The organism is Planctobacterium marinum, from assembly GCF_020687805.1.
Lineage (GTDB): Bacteria > Pseudomonadota > Gammaproteobacteria > Enterobacterales > Alteromonadaceae > Planctobacterium > Planctobacterium marinum.
The window spans coordinates 290,390-308,913 of sequence record NZ_JAJEWQ010000003.1 but is presented as its reverse complement, the minus strand read 5'-3'; the positions used below and the strand labels follow the sequence as shown (position 1 = coordinate 308,913).

At 48.7% G+C, this 18,524-nt stretch carries 19 protein-coding genes; 13 read left to right on the top strand and 6 right to left on the bottom strand.

Going from position 1 to position 18,524, the window contains the following annotated elements; genetic code table 11:
• The first annotated feature begins 101 nt into the window (after positions 1 to 101).
• On the top strand, positions 102 to 938 hold the full coding sequence (locus tag LJ740_RS11115; RefSeq protein ID WP_229529167.1) for a DUF3025 domain-containing protein: 837 nt from the start codon (positions 102 to 104) through the stop codon (positions 936 to 938).
• A 23-nt stretch (positions 939 to 961) separates the two neighbouring features.
• On the opposite strand, the gene LJ740_RS11110 is transcribed toward LJ740_RS11115, so the two are convergent.
• Positions 962 to 1,798, bottom strand: a complete 837-nt coding sequence (locus LJ740_RS11110) for a Yip1 family protein (RefSeq protein ID WP_229529166.1) — start codon at positions 1,796 to 1,798, stop codon at positions 962 to 964.
• A 177-nt stretch (positions 1,799 to 1,975) separates the two neighbouring features.
• On the opposite strand from LJ740_RS11110, the gene LJ740_RS11105 reads away from it, so the two are divergent.
• Together LJ740_RS11105 and LJ740_RS11100 are read left to right on the top strand one after the other, a co-directional pair.
• Entirely contained in the window at positions 1,976 to 2,752 is a 777-nt protein-coding gene (locus tag LJ740_RS11105) for an ABC transporter ATP-binding protein (RefSeq protein WP_229529165.1), read from the top strand.
• Positions 2,752 to 3,945 carry an ABC transporter permease subunit gene (locus LJ740_RS11100; protein ID WP_229529164.1) on the top strand — a complete coding sequence of 398 codons (1,194 nt, stop codon included), beginning with the start codon at positions 2,752 to 2,754 and terminating at the stop codon, positions 3,943 to 3,945. The genes LJ740_RS11105 and LJ740_RS11100 overlap by 1 nt, the downstream gene beginning before the upstream one ends.
• A 455-nt stretch (positions 3,946 to 4,400) precedes the next feature.
• Here the strand turns inward: LJ740_RS11100 and LJ740_RS11095 are convergent, their stop codons facing one another.
• The 5 genes from LJ740_RS11095 to LJ740_RS11075 all read right to left on the bottom strand — a co-directional run bounded on the left by LJ740_RS11095 (position 4,401) and on the right by LJ740_RS11075 (position 11,179).
• Positions 4,401 to 7,085, bottom strand: coding sequence for a hsp70 family protein (locus LJ740_RS11095; RefSeq protein ID WP_229529163.1), 2,685 nt, complete (start codon positions 7,083 to 7,085; stop codon positions 4,401 to 4,403).
• Positions 7,086 to 7,171: 86 nt separating this feature from the next.
• Complete coding sequence (locus LJ740_RS11090) at positions 7,172 to 8,992, bottom strand: Hsp70 family protein (protein WP_229529162.1); 1,821 nt, start codon at positions 8,990 to 8,992, stop codon at positions 7,172 to 7,174.
• Positions 8,989 to 9,501, bottom strand: coding sequence for a DUF2760 domain-containing protein (locus tag LJ740_RS11085; RefSeq protein ID WP_229529161.1), 513 nt, complete (start codon positions 9,499 to 9,501; stop codon positions 8,989 to 8,991). The genes LJ740_RS11090 and LJ740_RS11085 overlap by 4 nt, the downstream gene beginning before the upstream one ends.
• 223 nt (positions 9,502 to 9,724) lie before the next feature.
• Positions 9,725 to 10,414: an FFLEELY motif protein gene (locus tag LJ740_RS11080; protein WP_229529160.1), complete on the bottom strand. Its 690-nt coding sequence runs from the start codon at positions 10,412 to 10,414 to the stop codon at positions 9,725 to 9,727.
• A 45-nt stretch (positions 10,415 to 10,459) separates the two neighbouring features.
• Positions 10,460 to 11,179, bottom strand: coding sequence for a nitroreductase (locus LJ740_RS11075; RefSeq protein ID WP_229529159.1), 720 nt, complete (start codon positions 11,177 to 11,179; stop codon positions 10,460 to 10,462).
• Between the two features lie 163 nt (positions 11,180 to 11,342).
• On the opposite strand from LJ740_RS11075, the gene LJ740_RS11070 reads away from it, so the two are divergent.
• From LJ740_RS11070 to LJ740_RS11025, 10 genes are all read left to right on the top strand, one after another.
• Positions 11,343 to 11,933, top strand: a complete 591-nt coding sequence (locus LJ740_RS11070) for an elongation factor P hydroxylase (RefSeq protein WP_229529158.1) — start codon at positions 11,343 to 11,345, stop codon at positions 11,931 to 11,933.
• Positions 11,879 to 13,039 (top strand): ATP-NAD kinase family protein, encoded by a 1,161-nt coding sequence (locus LJ740_RS11065; protein WP_229529157.1) that lies wholly within the window; start codon positions 11,879 to 11,881, stop codon positions 13,037 to 13,039. Before LJ740_RS11070 ends, LJ740_RS11065 begins: the two co-directional genes overlap by 55 nt.
• A gap of 15 nt (positions 13,040 to 13,054) precedes the next feature.
• A complete protein-coding gene (locus LJ740_RS11060; RefSeq protein WP_229529156.1) occupies positions 13,055 to 13,330 on the top strand; it encodes a YfcL family protein in 276 nt (91 codons plus the stop codon).
• 106 nt (positions 13,331 to 13,436) lie between these two features.
• A complete protein-coding gene (locus LJ740_RS11055; RefSeq protein ID WP_229529155.1) occupies positions 13,437 to 14,252 on the top strand; it encodes a helix-turn-helix domain-containing protein in 816 nt (271 codons plus the stop codon).
• Between the two features lie 60 nt (positions 14,253 to 14,312).
• Positions 14,313 to 14,762 carry a carboxymuconolactone decarboxylase family protein gene (locus tag LJ740_RS11050; RefSeq protein ID WP_229529154.1) on the top strand — a complete coding sequence of 150 codons (450 nt, stop codon included), beginning with the start codon at positions 14,313 to 14,315 and terminating at the stop codon, positions 14,760 to 14,762.
• A gap of 10 nt (positions 14,763 to 14,772) precedes the next feature.
• Entirely contained in the window at positions 14,773 to 14,934 is a 162-nt protein-coding gene (locus tag LJ740_RS11045; protein WP_229529153.1) for a YrhK family protein, read from the top strand.
• Between the two features lie 90 nt (positions 14,935 to 15,024).
• A complete protein-coding gene (locus LJ740_RS11040; protein WP_229529152.1) occupies positions 15,025 to 15,858 on the top strand; it encodes an alpha/beta hydrolase family protein in 834 nt (277 codons plus the stop codon).
• Positions 15,855 to 17,087 (top strand): kynureninase, encoded by a 1,233-nt coding sequence (gene kynU, locus LJ740_RS11035; RefSeq protein ID WP_229529151.1) that lies wholly within the window; start codon positions 15,855 to 15,857, stop codon positions 17,085 to 17,087. Before LJ740_RS11040 ends, kynU begins: the two co-directional genes overlap by 4 nt.
• Before the next feature lie 86 nt (positions 17,088 to 17,173).
• Complete coding sequence (locus LJ740_RS11030; protein WP_229529150.1) at positions 17,174 to 17,833, top strand: FlgO family outer membrane protein; 660 nt, start codon at positions 17,174 to 17,176, stop codon at positions 17,831 to 17,833.
• 10 nt (positions 17,834 to 17,843) lie between these two features.
• On the top strand, positions 17,844 to 18,521 hold the full coding sequence (locus LJ740_RS11025; protein ID WP_229529149.1) for a FlgO family outer membrane protein: 678 nt from the start codon (positions 17,844 to 17,846) through the stop codon (positions 18,519 to 18,521).
• The last annotated feature ends 3 nt before the right edge of the window (positions 18,522 to 18,524 follow it).

The window sequence follows — 18,524 nt, the reverse complement described above, 5'->3', positions numbered from 1 at the left end:
ATTCTCTTGTATAATGTTTTCTGTCGGGAGATTTGTCCCTTGGGACAGGATTCCGTGCTTAAGCTTATTCAAATTCTCATCTTTATCAACCGGAACGTGGTTTGCAGTATTCCCCAAAACGATTTGTCACCCCTGAAAATTGGTTTACCTCCTGGCTGGAAAAGCCTTATTTTAAGCATCTGGCACAGCTTTTCAGAATGCAACAGCAATCAGTTTTTGTGGATGTCGCCACGCTCAATGCATGGGCAGCGGCAAGTGGGTTGTCGGGGATGCGCTTCGTTTGTGATGCTGCATTGCAGAAAAAAGAAACCGCGCTGCAAACCGACGGCCTGTATTACGAAGAAATCATTCATCAGACCGGTTGCGTACCCACCAGGCCTGACAGCTGGCATGACCTGTTTAATGCGCTTATCTGGTGTCTGTTTCCGGCCAGTAAAAAAGCCTTAAATCAACTGCATATCTCTGAAATTCAACAACACGGCTTGCATCCCCGCACTGCGGTCAGAAATCGCGTTACTCATTCTGATGAGTGTGGCGCGGTGTTGACTTATCGCGATAAAACACATCTGCAAGCCTTGCAAAATCACCAATGGCATGAGGCCTTTGTCGAACAGCGGCAAAAATGGCAGGCTTCAACGCAGCTTTTTATGTTTGGACACGCCAATTACGAAATGTTGTTAGCGCCATACATTGGTTTGACCGGTAAATACATCGCTATCGCTGTCACCGATGATTTTTATGCAATGCCGCTTGAAGAACAGTATCAATATCTGGACAACGAATTGTGCAAGCTTATCCACAAAGGTGCGTTGTTCAGGGAAAAGAAAATGATGAAGCCTTTACCACTTTTGGGGATCCCAGGTTGGGACCCCAACAATGACAGCCCTGAATACTATGACAATCAGGACTATTTCAGGCCGTTACGGACAAGAGCCTGATCTCAAAAAGTGGGGCCCTGGTCTTAAAAAATAAGAAATAGTGCCCACACACCCCAGATTATGGCAAAGGGTGCAGTGGCGATAATGGTGCATTGCCGGGTGCTTAACCGGGTCCATTGGCTGACACCCACTGCTGTCAGATAAATCACCCATAATGCATCCACACTGATCCCTTGTGCCCAGCCATGCCAGGCTGAATCCATGGTCAGACCTAATACAAACGCCAGGGAAAATACGCTCAGATATTCAGGTGGTGTTTGTGGGCCGCCAAAGAGCAGAAGTATGATCGTCGTTAAGATGCTAAAAAACGCAAATGGCAATGACACCCACCAGGTAAAGCCGTACCAGTCGCTGAATCCCAATACATTGTCTTCATCAATTTGGGTAATTTTTGTCAGATAAAAGGCAAATACCGCGTTGATGATAACTATACCAATGACCAAAAAGAAGGCGGTAAAACTACCGATGCTTTGTTGTAACATCAGTTGTTTTGCCTGTTCTTTCTCTGCCGGGCTGACATCAGGCATCTGCATTTCAATCGCCATATCGCTGTACCAGTTCATGTCAATCTGATTGAAATACAACCAGGTCGGCAGTACAGAGAAGAAGGCCACAAATATAAAGGCCACCCACGACCAGTTGTGCGCATCTTTGATACGGGCAAACACTGAATTAGGTTTTAGAATAATGGCCTGTAATGCCGCGATGGGGCCCATCGCATTTGCCGGAGATTCGTCAGGCTGGCTCTCTGTCGGGCCGGCATAAGGGTTCTCTGCTGTCGGTTGCGCTTCTTCTGGTGATTCGGTATTGCCTGACTGTGGTTCTTCTGGCTTTTCGGGAGCCTGTTTATTGTCGTCCATTATATCCTGACCTGTTGTTTTCTCATGTCTTTGGTAATTCTGCGCCAATGCGCCTGTCTTCGTCCTAATTTTTACACAAGCTGTCCCCAAAAAAACAGATAAAAAATTTTCTTTGTAATAAAAATCAGCATAGTCACACTATGATAGTTCCAAAAACAAAATAACAGGTATAAACGGATGATTACAGTTAAGCAACTGGCAAAACGATTTCGCGTTGAAAATCCCAAAAAGCTGACGGCACAGGAAAAAGCCGATCCGCGATTGAAAGGGCCTTTCTTTTATTCGGTGGAAGACGTGTCTTTTCACTGTGAAAAAGGACAAGTGTTGGGATTATTGGGGCCAAATGGCGCCGGCAAAACCACCACCCTCAGAGTGTTGTCATCGGCCTTAAAGGCCGATAAAGGTGAAATAGCCATTAACGGTCACAATGTCGCAGATTCTCCCGCTATTGCCCGCAAATCCATTGGCTTTTTGTCCGGTAATACCGGGCTGTATGGCCGTTTAACCGGACGCGAAAACATCAGTTATTTTGCTCGCCTGCACGGTATGTCTGCCAAAGAAACTGAGCACAGGGTTCAGGAACTGTCTGACATGCTGGATATGGATGCCTGGCTGGACCGCCGTTCAGAGCACTATTCCAGCGGCATGAAACAAAAAACCGCCATTGCCAGAGCGGTGGTGCATTCACCCTCAGTGGTGGTGCTGGATGAGCCTACAACCGGTCTGGATATTATGGCGACACAAACCGTTATGGATTTTATCCGACACCTTAAAGCACAAAATACCCCGGTAATTTTTTCTACTCATCATCTGGATGAAGTGGCGGAATTGTGTGATCAGGTCACCGTTATTAATTTGGGGCGCACTCAGTATATGAATGATATTGCGCAATTTAGAGGGGCGGGTCAGTCAATGAACAGCGCGTTTATGAATATTCTGCGAGGAGAAGGCTAATGTGGTTAGTGGTACAAAAAGAGCTTAAAGAGTTATTGCGGGACCGCAAAACCCTGTTTTTTATGATTGCCTTACCGATGCTGGTGTTCCCTGCTATGTTTGGTGCCATTGGCTATTTCACCTCCAAAGCATTAGATGACGCACAAAACAAAGTACTCAAATTTGCCGTGCTTGGCGGTCAACATCATCCTGAACTGGTGCAGCAAATTAGCGATGATGCCAGTTTTGAATTGGTTTCTTTAGCGGAACCAACTGATTTTAAACAACAAATCCGCGACAAGCAGTTAGATTTTGTTATTGAACTGGACGCTAATGCCGCCGGCGCAGTACTGGACGTGGGGCAAAGTACCGTGACCCTGTATTTAAATGATGCTGGCCTGAATATGGTGGAAACCCGCATCAAAGAGTATGTGGCTACGCTGAACGAAAATAAGCGGCAGCAGGCTTTTGAAACATTGTCGGTGCCAGAGTCTAAGCAGTTGGCGTTGTTAAAACCCGTGGTTCTGGAAAAAGACAATATCGCAGAAGCCCGTGAAAACTGGGGGGAAAAAATCGGCGGATTGATCCCTTATATGTTGTTCATATTGTGTCTGCAAGGTGCCATGGTACCGGCCAGTGATTTGGCCGCGGGTGAAAAAGAACGAGGCACACTGGAAACTTTATTGCTGGTGCCACTGGACAGAACTCAACTGGTGCTGGGCAAGTTTGTGGTAGTGCTGATTGCGGCCATAGTGGCAGCGCTGGTAACCATATTCAGTATGGGCTTTTGGGGCCTTATGATAGGTCAGGGCATGGCCATCACTTTTATTCAGGACATGATGACCCAGATTGCCGTTATCGATTACATTCTGATGTTTGTGATGCTGGTGCCGGTGGCGTCTATTTTTGCCGCTATCTTGTTGAGCCTGTCGATTTATGCCCGCAGTTATAAAGAAGCGCAAAGCTATATGAGCAGTCTGATTCTCATGGTGATCTTGCCCATCGTTGTGGCGATGGCGCCTGGCATTACATTGGAAGGGATCTGGGCCTGGGTGCCGCTGACTAACGTGGCTTTGGCCATCAAAGAACTGATCAAAGGCACCATGGATTATTTCGCCTTAATGGGCATCCTGACTTCCACTTTGGTGATTGCTGGTGGCCTGCTGGCCTTCTGTGTGTACTGGTTTAAACAGGAAAAGGTACTGTTCAGGTAGCGCTTAGGATGAAATAGTACAGCGGGCGTTGGCCCGCTGTTTTGGTTTTCAGCCCAAAACCACCTATTTCAGTAGGTGCTTATCTTTCAAAAGGGCTTTGCCCGCAAAGTACCAAAATTTCAACGCTTGATGTTGTTTTGCCGGGGCGCCGGCGACGCCTTAAGGAATGCTGCCTGCGGCACTCCTTAAGAATCCTCCGCAGCCCTTGACACGCAAAGCGTAACTTTCGTATTCAGCACAACAATGACCATCAATGACAGTATGTCCCTATACTGGCATTGATTGAAGTATCTTCCCTGATACTTCTCATTGTTGTGTGATCTGAATACTTAGCTTACTGCGTTTAAAGGGACCATGAATAGCACTTCGAACTGAACAAATTGCTGACTTTCTGAACTCCCTTATACGGAGTCAATACAAAGCCATCTTCTTTAGATGATGGGTTATTTACTTTTTCAAAGTATCAGCCCGGAAGGTAACTCGTCGCCCCATAACTGGTTGTTCTGGTTGGCGCTTTCGTCTCCCTTCAGAATGGCCAGATAGCTGTCCTGTGAACTGAGTCGTTCTGCAATTTGTTGCTTCAGTTTTTCATCTATGGGATCGACATCAGCCACTGGTTTAGCGCCGGATACTGCCAATAACGCCAGATTGGGGTTATTTTTCCAGTCCTGCTGTAATGCTTTTTCGATCAGGCTTTGCGCCACTTCTACCGGCACCACATAGCGGCTGTCAGCATAAATCATTTTGCGATTTATCAGGCGCGCTGCGCTCCAGGCCATATCTTTATTGACTTTTTTGTCACCCAGTTGATTGCTGATGCTGTTCAAAATGTTGAGTTTGATATCCGTGGGCAGGCGTTCCAGGCTACCAATTAAGCGGATTTTCTCTTCAACCGCGGCGGTAACTTTTACTTTACCACCTTGTTTGCGTTTGTTGGCGGGTAACACATGATTAGTATCGGTATACAAGATCAGCTGTTGCTCCTGAGTCAGACCTGCTGCGGCGCGACGCCAGAAAGCCCACCATTGAGCCCAGATTTCAGCGGATTGCACAAATTGAATGCCCTGACTGTATAACGACCAAATGGCCTCGATGCGCTGTTTATCACCAGGATAGCCAATACCTGGACGCAAACAGAAGCCTGCCATGTTAAACCAGGTGCGTTCATGGGTTTCACTGCGTCGACGACGACTCACCTGTGCCAACAGGTGGTCAAACAAATACCGGGCATCGGCGCTGTTCCAGCTGTCCCGTTTGCCTAACAGTTTTTCCAGGGTTTTACGCAGAGGCTCTTTAGCCGGTTTTTTACCGGCCGGACCAAACCAGCTATCAATAGCGGCAATGGCTTTGTAAATATTAGCGTGTAACTCTGCCTGACTGGTGTCTTCTTCGTTGCGCAAATTAAAGGCTAATTCATGTTGATTTGCAGAACCCACTTCATGTAGCACCACATTGAGTACGCCCAGCTCATCCAGTTGCGCAACAATATTTACCTCTACCTCTGAATCACCTTCCAGTGTGGTTTTCAGGCCCGGTAATTGGTGCAGGCTTTCATGCCAGGGCAGGGTTTCACCTACACTGAAGGACTTTTCTTCCAGGCTGTAGCCAATATCAAACTGCACTTTTTGCCCTTTGCGTAAAGTGAACTGCTGAGCTAACTGCTGCGCTGTATTGAGTTCAGTGTGCTTGGGCAACAGGCAGATGGCTTTGTTGCCTTCGGCACTGGCAGCTTTCAGAAAGTAGTGACGTACCACCGCGCTTTTAATGAGTTTTTGGTTTTGCTCTTTGGCACGACCATATAAGGTTGCGCCTTTAGCGACAGCGGTTTGTGGTTCGGGATTAGTCAGCCAGGTGATATCGTTGTCGCTGCTCCAGCCATCCACCAGGGCTTTTAACCGGGTCTGGATTTGTGCACTTAAGAAAGGACCACCGTTTAACAGCCAGACATCGGGGATTACCATGTCCTGAGTGTCGTTTTCAGCGTCCGACAAGGCTTGCTGTTCATTGCTCAGGAAGCTGGAAATATGCCTGGAGATAGCCGCATCTGCGGGATAGGGCAGGGATAAATCTGATAGTGAGCGTTTGCGGGACTTGGGATGACTGCCACTGGTCACCAGAGGGAAAAAGCCGTCCAGCAATGCTTGTTGCACTTCTTTCTGGGTTAAGCGGGTTTCCTTCACGCTGCCAAATAAACTGCTGCCACCGGTTTGCAACTGAATGCGAATTTCATCAGGTGCCTCGTCTGACAACAAGATTTCTTTGGCCCGCTGACATTGCACCAGTAACTGGCTCATGTTGCGCTGCGTGGGCTCCAATTCCATTTTCTGCAGCACCCGGACTGCCAGTGTGAGATCCATATTATCGCCACCCAGCATCAGGTGATCACCGACGGCGATGCGTTCCAACTCCGGCACCGGGCTGTTTTCGGAAAATTTACCGATTTTGATCAGGGTAAAATCGGTGGTACCGCCACCCACGTCACACACCATCAGGTGTTTATGGCCTTTTAGCGTCTCTGTGTTGTGCTCAGCGACCCAGTAATAACAGGCGGCCTGCGGTTCTTCCAGTAAACTAAAATCTTTAAATCCGGCGCGCTTAATGGCCTCAATAGTTAACGCTCTGGCGATATCATCAAATGAAGCCGGTACGGTGATGACTACTGACTGTTGTGCTATCGGGGCATCGGGAAACTGATGATCCCAGGCGGCGGCAATGTAGGCCAGATAACTGGCTGTGGCTTCCAGTGGCGTGCAGGTTTGCACACCTTCCGGGGCTTGTTCAGGAAGGTGAATCTCGGCGTTGGATTCGCCGCGGTAACCCAGCCAACTTTTGGCACTACTCACCAGGCGCGACGGGGTTTTATTGCCCAACTCCTGAGCATATTTACCGATGACCGCTTTAGCGAGTTCACTGTTGATTGTATCGGTTTTCCAGGGCAACTGTGTGGCTGATTGGTCAAACTCCTCAGCGTAGTGATAACGCAAGGCAGGCAATAAGGGGAGTGCTTCAATCTGACCCGGAGCTACCACCTGTGGAATAGGAAATATCTTGATATCACTTTTTTTATCAGTCAGTGAGTAATAACTAACTACGATGTTGGTGGTGCCAAGGTCAATGCCTAAAACATATTTCTTTTGCATAATTGAGTGACTTTTTCAGCGCTGTAAGAATTGTGATGTATCTGAAAGACAGGTAGCCAGATGAGATCTGGCTACACCGATCTGGTTTAATTTCGGGTATCGAAACTAACCTGCCAATGATCGTCACTGTTGACATCCATAGCACTGAGTTGCAGTGTGCCTAATTCATTGATGGACGCCAGTAATTGCACGGAAGCGGTGTCTCCGGCCTTGTATTTGTCAGAGTGCAGCGTTACCTCGATTTCCGGTAATTCGGTTAGCTCTTCTTCACTCCAGAAATCTAAACGGGTGCCAGGTTGATCTTCCCGGCGGGTTTTTGATTCGTAAAAGCTGAACCGGACCGGCTCACCCACCACCAGAGAAAATACCTGTGATGGCAAATTCGCCTCTGTGCCTTCTTCCATACCAAATGGCGCCAAACAGTAAGCTTCCATTGGCGGTGGCATGCCCGGAATGGCGGGCATAGCAGACTCTATACCCACGTAATACGCCGCTGCGGTGCCTCCGCGAATTCTGATGCCGTCTCCGAGTCTGACCTGACCATAATAACTGGCCCCTTTGGCTACCGCCTGATCTACATCTATGCCGGTTAACACTTTCAGGCCATTGTCCTGTTCGCTGCTCAGCCAGCTGTTTACCACTTCTGTGATGCGGGTCACGATATTGTCAGCTTTGGCAACGCCGCCATTAAACAAAATAGCGGTGGGGTGCATAAAACTATTGGCATTGTCACCGTTGAATCCATGCAAATGTTCGCTGGCCTGTTTTTGTTTCTGCAAAAAAGCGGCCAGGTGACGGGTAATGGCGGCGTCCTGTTCAAAGGGCAGACTGACGGTGGACAGTGCTGCTCGTCCGCGTTTTTGAGGCGCGGCATCAGCGGGAACAACTGGGAAGAAGCCTTCAATCAGTACTCGTTGTACTTCATCGCGAGTTAATTCAGCGCGCAAGCTGCCACCCATTAAACTGGAACCTCTGCTGGGTACTACCAGAGGCACCTGTTGAGTGTCATTGTCACTCAGTAGTGTTTCTTTGGCTGAGCGACAGGCATGCGCCAGACCATTTATTTGCCAGGGTTGCAGACGATTGCCCCGTTGCGCCAGTTTTTGCGCCACCACGTGAGCCAGGGTGAGATCCATGTTGTCACCGCCCAGCAGGATATGATCACCGACTGCGATTCGGGTCAGTTGCAGTGCTCCTTGTTCTTCACTGACGGCCATCAGGGATAAATCCGTGGTACCACCACCGATATCTACCACCAAAATAATATCGCCTACAGACACCTGTACACGCCAGTTGTCACCGGCTTTAGCTATCCAACTGTATAAGGCTGCCTGGGGTTCTTCCAGCAGTACGGCGTGGTCTAAGCCTGCCTCTGCGGCAGCGGCCATCGTCAGTTCTCTGGCGGCGGGATCAAAGGATGCAGGCACCGTGATCACCACTTGTTGTTCGTTAAGCGGGGCATCAGGAAACTGTTGCTGCCAGGCACTGTGCAAATGTTGTAAATAGACTTTGGAAGCGTCAAAGGGTGACAGCCTGGTAACGTCTTCTGGCGCGTCAATGGGCAGAATGCCACTGCGGCGGTCTACCTGGCTGTGGCACAGCCAACTTTTGGCGCTGCTGATCAATCTGTCCGGGGTTTTTTGACCCAAATCTCTGGCGAATTGGCCGGTAACCGGATATTCCTGAGACCAGGGTAAAGCCAGTTGTTGACTGTCAAATTGTGCAGCGTTGGGTAAAAACAAAAATGAGGGCAAGGCCTCTCGTTGTTCCACCTGACCCGGCGCCACTAACTGTGGAATGCCAAGGATTGCTTGCGTTTGTTGGTTTTCGTTGTCTATTTCAGTGTAGGACAACACACAGTGAGTGGTACCTAAGTCGATACCGACACTAAATCGGGCCTCACTCATAGCTCCACCTCGGCAGCGGCAACCACATTCAGGTTAGTACCTTCCACCACCGCGGGTAGTTTCATCTCGGTAACCTGCCAACCTTTGTGAATGACTGTTCCGGTAAAGGGAGGCTGACCGGCAACGTTACCGGTTAATTGCCATTGGCTGCGATTGTAATCCGCTGCCAAAGTAATGCTTTCGCCTTCCGGTGTTTCGCTCACCGGCGTAAAGCTGACATGCTCCGCCAGCGCTTTTTTAACGCCCTGATGCACTACGCGTGCAGCGGCGGCCACTTGCTCATCGGCAAAGCTGTTAATGTCTTCATTGATAAAATCTACCAGTCGCCCTTCTTTTTGCAACAGTGAGATTAATTGCAAGGCGCTGTCCTGATTGTGTTCTTTGATTTCAACCTGAGGAACTTCAGGTTCAGCTGCAACGGGTTGTAATAAGGTGCGGGTATAAGCACCACTAAAAATCATTTTAAATGCCATCGACAGGCGCGTAAAAAAACCGTAATTCTGTTCCATGTTTGTCTCCGATGTTCCCGAAATAGCAATGCCCGCAGTGCAACCTGTGTGTTGCGATATCTGGTGGGGTATTAGGGAACTAAAAAGTTAATGTTTGAAGGCGCGGAATGTAGCAGAAAATTTAGCCAGCCTCACCTCTTTTGCTCATAAAAAGCCGATAAAGGCCTTTATTTTCCTCATTTTTACAGTGATTTAATGGGGTGTTAACATTCCACCTTGTTGGCTAAATCGCTGGCAGTGGATTTTCTCCGGCAAACAGCTGTTGCATGATGTCACGCTCTTTATTGACAACAGGCACAATAAATTCCTGTACGTCACCGAGTCGTTTAAAGGCTGTAAAGCCATTTTCCAAAAATTCCTGTAAGGTTGCCAGTCCTGCCATTTTGGCGGGAGTACGGGCCATTTTCAGAATCAGACCAATGCCGGGTAACCTCACTACCTGGGCTAAATCCAGCCCCAGTTGTTCGATATAATCAATTTGCAGCGTCCGTTCGGTTGGGTTGTTACAGGCGACATAGGCCTGAGCGTAGCTGTCCCGGTTGATTTCGCTGCCGTTCAACTGACGCAACATTGCCACGTCCAATTCTTGCGACAGGGCATTGAGGTGAATGGCTACCGCCAGTGATTCAAGGGCTTCATCAGGCAGCCACTTTTTCATTTTAGGCACCACGCGCTCAATGTCTTTGTCCCGTTGACTAAAGTCCTTAGGGCCGTACAGTTCATCCACAAAAAACTGAATAGCCACCTGAAACTTGGGCACCTTGCACATTTCAGCATGACTGTTTAGCAGACGTTCACATTGCCACTGGCGCAGGGCGATGAGTTGCTCGTTCAGGCCATCTTCCTGCACCCGCTCGTACAGCTCCGCCGAACTGCGAAGGTAGGTAACAATGTTGTCTATGTGCTCACTCATGCCGGAACAAACTCTGATTAATCTTTCAATATTGGCTAAATAGTGTCATTTGCTACTAATTACAAGGTCGTCCAGCGATAGCTTTTCTGGTCGGTATTGATTAACGACATTGTCATCGGGATAACCCAGTGCCATACCGCAAACCAGTTTGTATTCTTTGGGAATGTCGAAATGTTTGTCCAGAGGCGAGCGCCAGATACCCAGTGCTCCCTGAGCACAGGTGCCCAAGCCCATGTCAGTCGCCGCCAACATCAGGGTTTGCATAAATATACCGGCATCCACTAATGCCATGTGTTTCATACGGGGGTCCACAAAAAAGAACACCGCCACAGGCGCATTGAAAAACGAAAAGTTTTTCGCCATGTGCTCATCCCTGGCTTTTTTATCTTCGCGTTTGATGCCAAGTACTTTATACAAACCCATGCCGGTTTCTACCCGACGTTTCTGAAATATGCCGGGGTATTTACCTAAAATCGGCTTAAAATCGCTGTCTGGCATCGCGTCACTGGTGAGTGCTGAGATGAGCTTTTTGGGCAGGGGCTGACGGTTAATGGCATTGCTGCGCCAAAATTTGTCTTCCAGATCTTTAGCAATGGCCTGGGCTATATCTCCTTTGGCTACAGCGATTTTGTATGGTTGTGCGTTTGAGCTGCTGGGGGATTCCAGCGCCGTGTTTAGCAAGGTTTCTAGTACCTCGTCACTAACGGGCTTGTCGCTAAACGAGCGGATACTGCGACGAGAATGAATGATATCGGAAAGTTGCATACGGGACCTGATACTGACTCTGTTGATTACCCTGATTGTGATACTGGTAGTACCAGTGTATCAACCCGGAGCGAAATTCATGCGATTGGACAGATAACAGCCTGAAACGTTAAAATGCGCGCCCACGAATTTTCATCATCTAACTGGAAGGCCCAAAAGCACTATGGTGCAAGAACACTGCTACCAGGATCTTATTGGCATTTTTAATCAGTGCTTTGCATCCTATAACACCCGACTTGTCAAAGGTGACGGAGAACCCGTGTATCTTCCCGCAGATGATGCATGTGCCTGGCACCGGATAGAATTTGCTCATGGTTATTTTAGCAGTGGCCTGCACGAGATTGCGCATTGGTGCATTGCCGGTGAACAGCGACGTCAACTGGTGGATTACGGCTACTGGTATTGCCCGGATGGGCGCAATCAGGAACAACAAGCTGCTTTTGAAAAGGTGGAAGTAAAACCGCAGGCCCTTGAGTGGTGTTTTTCGGTTGCCTGTGGCCTGAAATTCCGGGTGAGTACCGACAATCTTAACGGAGCTCCGGTGGATCGCTTTGCCTTTCAGGATAAAGTTTTACATCAGGTAGAATTCTATCTGCAGCAGGGCTTACCCGCGCGCGCAAATGCTGGTGCAGGCCATGCAGGAGTTTTACCAAACGCCGTCGCTACATTTATCCTTATTTCACCCGGAGCTTCGCTTAGATGTCGCAGTCTGATGTTTTACCCAGGTTTAACACTGCCAGAAAGTTTCGCTTAGGGTTGGTAATAAACCCTTATGCCGGCATTGGTGGTGCTATGGCGCTCAAAGGCAGCGACGGTGCTGATATCCGGCAAATGGCATTGGCCGCCGGAGCAGAGAAAAAGGCCAACCAACGCACTGAAACGGCGCTGCAGGTGTTTGCTCCATACAAAGTTATCGTACAGGTGATCACGGCTGCCGGTGAAATGGGGCAGTATGTGGCCGAGAAAACGGGATTTTCCACAGAGGTGATTTATACCCCTCAGCACACCCAAACAGAAGCGACGGATACTGAAAATGCCGTTAAATGCCTCGCAGAATACGGTGTGGATATTTTATTGTTTGCAGGAGGGGACGGCACAGCCCGTAACGTCTGTAGTGTAATTCCCGAATCGCTGCCTGCGTTAGGCATTCCTGCGGGCGTTAAAATTCACTCTGGTGTGTACGCCATTACCCCCAAAGCCGCAGGCCGGGTGGTGGAGAAGTTGATTCAGGGGGAACTGGTTAGCCTTGATGATGCCCAGGTGATGGATATTGACGAAGTCGCCTTTCGGGAAGGGAAAGTGCGCGCCCGCCAATACGGCGCCATGCGCATACCTGCTGAATTACATTATGTTCAGGCAGTTAAGAATGGCGGTAAAGAATCAGAAGAGCTGGTGTTGGCCGATATCGCGGCGCACGTGATTGAGCTGATGGAAGACGAGCTTTTTATTATGGGGTCCGGCACTACAGTTGCGGCGGTCATGGACGAGATGGGCTTGCCGAATACCTTACTGGGCGTCGATCTGGTGCAACATCAGGAACTGCTGGCCAGTGATTTGAATGCCAACAGCCTGTTCCAACAGGTTCAGGGACAAAATTGCAAATTGGTGATCACTTTAATTGGCGGTCAGGGACATATCTTTGGCCGTGGCAATCAGCAATTAAGCCCGGAGGTGATTCGTGCCGTCGGGCGCGAAAATATTCTCGTGGTGGCCACCAAAACCAAACTCCAGGCCTTAAATGGCAGACCTTTGATAGCTGACACTGGCGATGATGCACTCAATGCTGAATTGGCGGGACTCATTCCGGTGATTACCGGGTATCGCGATCAGGTACTCTATCCGGTGGCAGAACCGGTTTAACTAACAGGAAAGACTTTGCAAAATACAAACAACTTTGAAGCATTGGTGGATAATATCCAGCTTAAATTTGATCAGGTGGTAGAACAGGGCAGTGACCAGGATTTATTTGTTGCTGGCTATCTGAGCGGTCACTTTTCATTAGTGGTCAGCCAGTGCCAGCTGCAGGGACAGGAATCCATCGAAGCGTTAAACCAGGGCATGTTAGCCAGTCTGGATAAGGCCTTTGCTGACGGCGAGCTGGAAGAAACCGACCAGAGCGATGTCAAAGCGTTCTGGGCCAACTGCCTGTAAAACTTTCTAAGCAATTTTCTACGTTATTTTCAAGGGGCAGGGTTCTTGAAACAGCCCTGTTGCCGGTTCATAATGGCAGCAAGTCATTTTCAACAACTCTGACCCTTTGAAAGAATACGGTGGTTTCGACATTATTCCTGCGGCCAGCTTTTCCTCAACCGGTTTGCAGATTTATGCGCCTTCTCTGAAGCTCAGTGCCTGGGTGCAATGTGTATGGGCCACTGTGGGTGGTCAGGAAACTCCGCGTATTCAGGAAGATAAGTTTTATCCGGATGCCGGTGCCAGTCTCACTTTTGATATCAGTAACGGCAATGTTGATGTACTGCTTTTGCATCAGACTCAGGTTGTCCGGCAGTGCTGGGATTTAAACCGCGATTTTGTCAGCGTTCGGTTTCGGCCCGGTGCCGTAAAAGCCTTGCTGGGGGTGGCAGTGGAAAGCGGCAAAAATCTGCAATTGCCGCTGTTAAACGAACCGGCATTGCCTGCCTGTGATTTACACCCCTTGTGTGATGTCTTGCCTGAATTGAGTCAGGTCCGGCGGGTGAGAGCCATTTTCGCCTGGTTAGAGGGATTGGTTGAGCGCAGGCAAAATGACCAGAATCAAATCTTGGGTATTGTCACCCTGGCAGCACAGAAGTTGCTGTTACCCAACCACCTTGCCGATGCTGTGGGGCTGAGCCGTCGGACACTGGAACGACGCTTTAAAAATCTTCTGGGGTTTACCCCGCTGCAAGTCCATAGCTATGGACAAATCCGGCGAGCCAGACAACACCTTATGTCCGGTGAGTTCTCACTGGCAGATATTGCCCTGGATTGCGGCTATTATGATCAGGCCCATTTCAGTAATGTTTTTCGCAAACAAACCGGAGAAACTCCACAGCAATATCGGCAGCGAAAATTGTCGCATATTTCCAATCATTAGTGCTGCACTGCAGCCACAATAAAGTCAGTTTTTATCAACAACTTTAGATTGGAGTGCAATATGCAAACCCGACTTTCACCGAAACAGGTTTTTGAACTTTGTCCACGGTTTTTAACCCATATTCCCGCGCTGGGTGAGACCCCAAAAGGTGTCGCCATTACTGCGCAATTGCGGCATTTAGTGAAACTGCGTGCCTCACAACTCAATCATTGTGGCTATTGTCAGAAAATGCACTCAGATGAAGCCCGCAATGATGGTGAGCAACAGGCCCGCCTGGATGTATTGCCCGCCTGGCGAGAGTTAAATTGCTTTAGTGCCGAAGAGCGAGCGGCACTGGCATGGACCGAGGCCGTGACTTGTATCAGCGTGCAGCAGCCAGATGACCAGCTATACAAGGAAACGCTTGCGGTCTTCGGTGAGCAAGGTGTCGTGGAATTGACCGCCCTGATTATCGAGATTAACAGCTGGAATCGCATCGCTGTCAGTTTTGGTTTTCAGCCAGAAGTTTAAGGAGGATGTGATGCTCGAGAATCTGAAAAGAAACAAGGTGTCAGCGATTGCCAGTATCTCGTTTTTTATTGGCAGTACGTTGTTCTTACCGTTTTTCGGTGATCTGGCGATTATCGGCATCTGGTTATTTATGACAGGCTCAGCATTGATGTTCTGGGACAGCGTAAAATAATACTCCTTGGGTCAGAGCGCTTGAAACCACCATTTTGCCGGGCAATAATGGGCAAAATGTCTTTTTAAGAACTCTGGCCCCTTGATTCGATTGCACAAAACATTCCTTTTCGGTCTCTGTTTATTTTGTCTTGGCTGGCAATCTCATGCCCGGGAGACCAATTCACTTAACAAGGTGTCCTATCAGGCTGTACTGGACCTGGATTACCCGTCTGCAGAGCAGGTGTTGAATTATGGCCCATCAGCGTCGCAATTTATCGAAGGTTGGTTACCAGGCGCTCAACAATATTATGGTGACATTGTATTTATACACGGTGGGTGTTGGCTAAGTCATTACGATATTGCCCACAGTCGTCCTTTTACTGCGGCACTAAGAGATGCTGGTTTTCGGGTCTGGTCGGTTGAATATCGCCGCACAGGTGATGACGAGGGTGGTTGGCCTGAGAGCTTCTACGACATTCACGATGCTATCCAGTACCTGATCAAGGCCAAACAGATCGAGCCGGAAAACACGCTACTCGTCGGGCATTCGGCAGGGGGACATCTGGGGTTGTTGGCCGCCCAGAAAAACGCCAACTTAAAAGGTATTATTGGTCTGGCGGCAATTGCTGACCTGGATACGTACGCCAGAGGAGAAAATGGTTGTCAGCAGGTCACTGAACAGTTTATGCAGGGGATGCCAGACGAGAATCCTGATGCCTATCAAAACGCTAATCCAAAATCTCATCCCATGCATAGCAATACTCATCTCATTTACAGTATCGATGACACGATTGTGCCGGTGGATCAGGTGAATGATCTCAAGGGGATTCAGCGGGTAAAAGTAACCGATGTCGGGCATTTTGATTTTATACACCCAGGTACGACAGTTTGGCCGGTGATAATTGACACCCTAAAACAGGCATTACAAAAAGAGCATCAATGAAATTTAACCTTAATACGTTGGACGCCGAAGATCCGTTAGCCGCTATTCAATCTCAGTTTCTGCTCCCGCAGGGCACTATTTACCTGGATGGCAATTCACTGGGAATGATGCCCCTTAGTGTAAAGTCACGGATTAAAGACGTGACGGAACAGCAATGGGCTGTGGACCTGATAACCAGTTGGAACAAGCATCAATGGATAGATCTTCCGGTTAATGTCGGAGAACGAATCGCTAAACTCATTGGTGCGGCACCGGGGCAAACCCTGTGTTGTGATACGATTTCAGTCAATCTGTTTAAATTGCTGGCCGCTGCATTGGTTATGCAACAGGGCCGGAACAAGGTTGTTTCTACAACGGATAACTTCCCAACGGATTTATACATGGTGCAGGGGCTGGAAGATCTACTTGGCCAAACGCGGTGTCAGTTGCAATTAGTCGAAGAGTCACAACTGGCGTCAGCTATCGATGATGACACGGCGATTTTACTGGTAACGGAAGTTAATTTTCGAACCGGTCAGAAACTGGATATTGCCGCACTGACCGCAAAAGCGCATAAGCATGGCGCACTGGTGATTGTGGATCTGGCCCATTCGGCAGGGGTATTGCCAGTGGCGCTGGATGACTGGCAGGTGGATTTTGCTGTGGGCTGTACCTATAAATACCTCAACGGTGGACCTGGCGCACCGGCGTTCGCGTATGTGGCAACGCGTCATCAGGAGGCAATGCAACAACCACTCTACGGCTGGATGGGCCACGCCAACGGGTTTCAGTTCGACGTTAACTATCAGGCTGCCGCAGATGCCCGGCAGTTGTTGGTTGGTACGCCTTCCGTTATTGCGATGAGTGCCGTTGATGCCGCACTGGATGTGTATGATCAGGTGACAATGACCCAAATCAGACAAAAGTCCATGCAGCTGACTGAAGTATTTCTGGCGCTTTTATCAGCGTCTCCAGATTGCGCCCAATTGCGTTGTATCTCACCTGAATCGCCGGAACAGCGTGGCAGTCAGCTTAGTTTTGAGTTTGAACATGCCTGGGGGTTGTGTCAGGCACTGATAAAATCCAACATAATTGCTGATTTCAGAGCACCCAATTATATTCGGTTTGGTTTTGCCCCGCTGTACAACAGCTATCGCCAAATCGGCACGGCAGTGGCCGAAATGGCACAAATTATGGCGGAAAAACGCTATCTCAATCCCGAATTTCAGGTAAAAAACAAAGTTACCTGAACCTGTCAAAATTTTGTTGGCCTTATTCTTGCTTTAGCCGATGCAGAGATGCGTCGCTGTTAATCGGTTAACTGAGAATAACCACTATGAACTACAAACAATTCAACTTACTGAACAATTCAAACAGGGTAGTCTTACGCCTGCTGGGGCTGGCCTTTGTGCTGGTGACATTAACGGCCTGTGAAACAACAAATGCCGGGGCGACGGACGAATCGCAACCCGTCATTGCGGTGCAGCCACACAATAAAATCGATATGCATACCTCGTTGTTGGCGGCACAGCTATTTCACACTTTTCGTTATGCTAACCTGCCTAAAGAACAATATCGTTTTGCCGTTGCTACCTTTGTTCCGGTGGAAATGATGCAAACTGATAGTGAGCATCAGGGGCCTTTGCGACTGCTGGGACACCAGTTGGAACAGGGCATGATGACCGAGTTGGCGCGTCGTGGATACATCGCCCAGGATTACAAGGCCACTAATAATCTGATTATTGAAGAAAAAAGTGATCGAGTTTTTAGCCGAAATGTCGATGACCTATACAAGAATCATCGCGACGTGGATTTTTATTTGTCAGGCACGCTAACCGAAGCCGAACAAGGTGTGATTGCCAATGCCAGAATTATACATGTGGACAGCAAAGATGTTGTGGCAGCTGCCTCCCGCTTTATTCCCGATGATGTATTTTGGCAGGCAGAAAAAATAACAACGCGCGGTGGCAGAATATACCGCTCAGAAGGTGAGTGAGGATCTCAAAATGAAAAAGATTTTTTTAGTTTCAGCGCTACTGACCAGCATCACCGGCTGTGCGCAATGGAATCAGTTAACCCAACAGGGTGCCCCTGAGCAGCCGAACTTATATGGCGCTGACAAGCCAGTAATTGATCGTTTTGGGGCTATCACCCAGGAGCCCATGTACCAGAACGATAATGCCATTTATCAGGGCAAAGCACTGCACAAGCACATCGGTGACTATGTACAAAATATGGCGCAGGATTTAATTGCAAACATGGAGTACGTGACTGATCAGACGCCGGTAGGTGTCACCCATTTTGCCTTAACGGATAGTGATTTAAATCAAACCAACTTGTTGGGTTATCAGATAGCAGAATCCTTTATCCATGAGCTGCACAAGTTTCGTATTCCGGTGCTGGATTTTAAAGCCACAGACTATATTCGGGTCACCGAAACAGGTGATTTTTTACTGAGCCGGGATTTTCTGGAATTAAAACACAAGGTGCCAATGCAATATATTCTGACCGGTACCATGACTAAACATCAGGGAGGCTTTCTGGTGAACGCCCGTATCCTGGGGCTGGAAAGTAAAGCCGTTGTGGCCACGTCGCAAATGTTGGTGCCATTTTATGTGGTTGAAGCTCTGATACCCTCTGATGAGCAACGCACTGATGGCATTGGGCTGATTCAGGGCCGGTAATAA

Bases quoted from the DNA above. Each gene is read 5' to 3' on its own strand.
- LJ740_RS11110 (WP_229529166.1), bottom strand. From the start codon at position 1,798: ATGGACGACAATAAACAGGCTCCCGAAAAGCCAGAAGAACCACAGTCA.
- LJ740_RS11105 (WP_229529165.1), top strand. From the start codon at position 1,976: ATGATTACAGTTAAGCAACTGGCAAAACGATTTCGCGTTGAAAATCCC.
- LJ740_RS11100 (WP_229529164.1), top strand. From the start codon at position 2,752: ATGTGGTTAGTGGTACAAAAAGAGCTTAAAGAGTTATTGCGGGACCGC.
- LJ740_RS11095 (WP_229529163.1), bottom strand. From the start codon at position 7,085: ATGCAAAAGAAATATGTTTTAGGCATTGACCTTGGCACCACCAACATC.
- LJ740_RS11090 (WP_229529162.1), bottom strand. From the start codon at position 8,992: ATGAGTGAGGCCCGATTTAGTGTCGGTATCGACTTAGGTACCACTCAC.
- LJ740_RS11085 (WP_229529161.1), bottom strand. From the start codon at position 9,501: ATGGAACAGAATTACGGTTTTTTTACGCGCCTGTCGATGGCATTTAAA.
- LJ740_RS11080 (WP_229529160.1), bottom strand. From the start codon at position 10,414: ATGAGTGAGCACATAGACAACATTGTTACCTACCTTCGCAGTTCGGCG.
- LJ740_RS11075 (WP_229529159.1), bottom strand. From the start codon at position 11,179: ATGCAACTTTCCGATATCATTCATTCTCGTCGCAGTATCCGCTCGTTT.
- LJ740_RS11070 (WP_229529158.1), top strand. From the start codon at position 11,343: ATGGTGCAAGAACACTGCTACCAGGATCTTATTGGCATTTTTAATCAG.
- LJ740_RS11065 (WP_229529157.1), top strand. From the start codon at position 11,879: ATGTCGCAGTCTGATGTTTTACCCAGGTTTAACACTGCCAGAAAGTTT.
- LJ740_RS11050 (WP_229529154.1), top strand. From the start codon at position 14,313: ATGCAAACCCGACTTTCACCGAAACAGGTTTTTGAACTTTGTCCACGG.
- LJ740_RS11045 (WP_229529153.1), top strand. From the start codon at position 14,773: ATGCTCGAGAATCTGAAAAGAAACAAGGTGTCAGCGATTGCCAGTATC.
- kynU (WP_229529151.1), top strand. From the start codon at position 15,855: ATGAAATTTAACCTTAATACGTTGGACGCCGAAGATCCGTTAGCCGCT.
- LJ740_RS11030 (WP_229529150.1), top strand. From the start codon at position 17,174: ATGAACTACAAACAATTCAACTTACTGAACAATTCAAACAGGGTAGTC.
- LJ740_RS11025 (WP_229529149.1), top strand. From the start codon at position 17,844: ATGAAAAAGATTTTTTTAGTTTCAGCGCTACTGACCAGCATCACCGGC.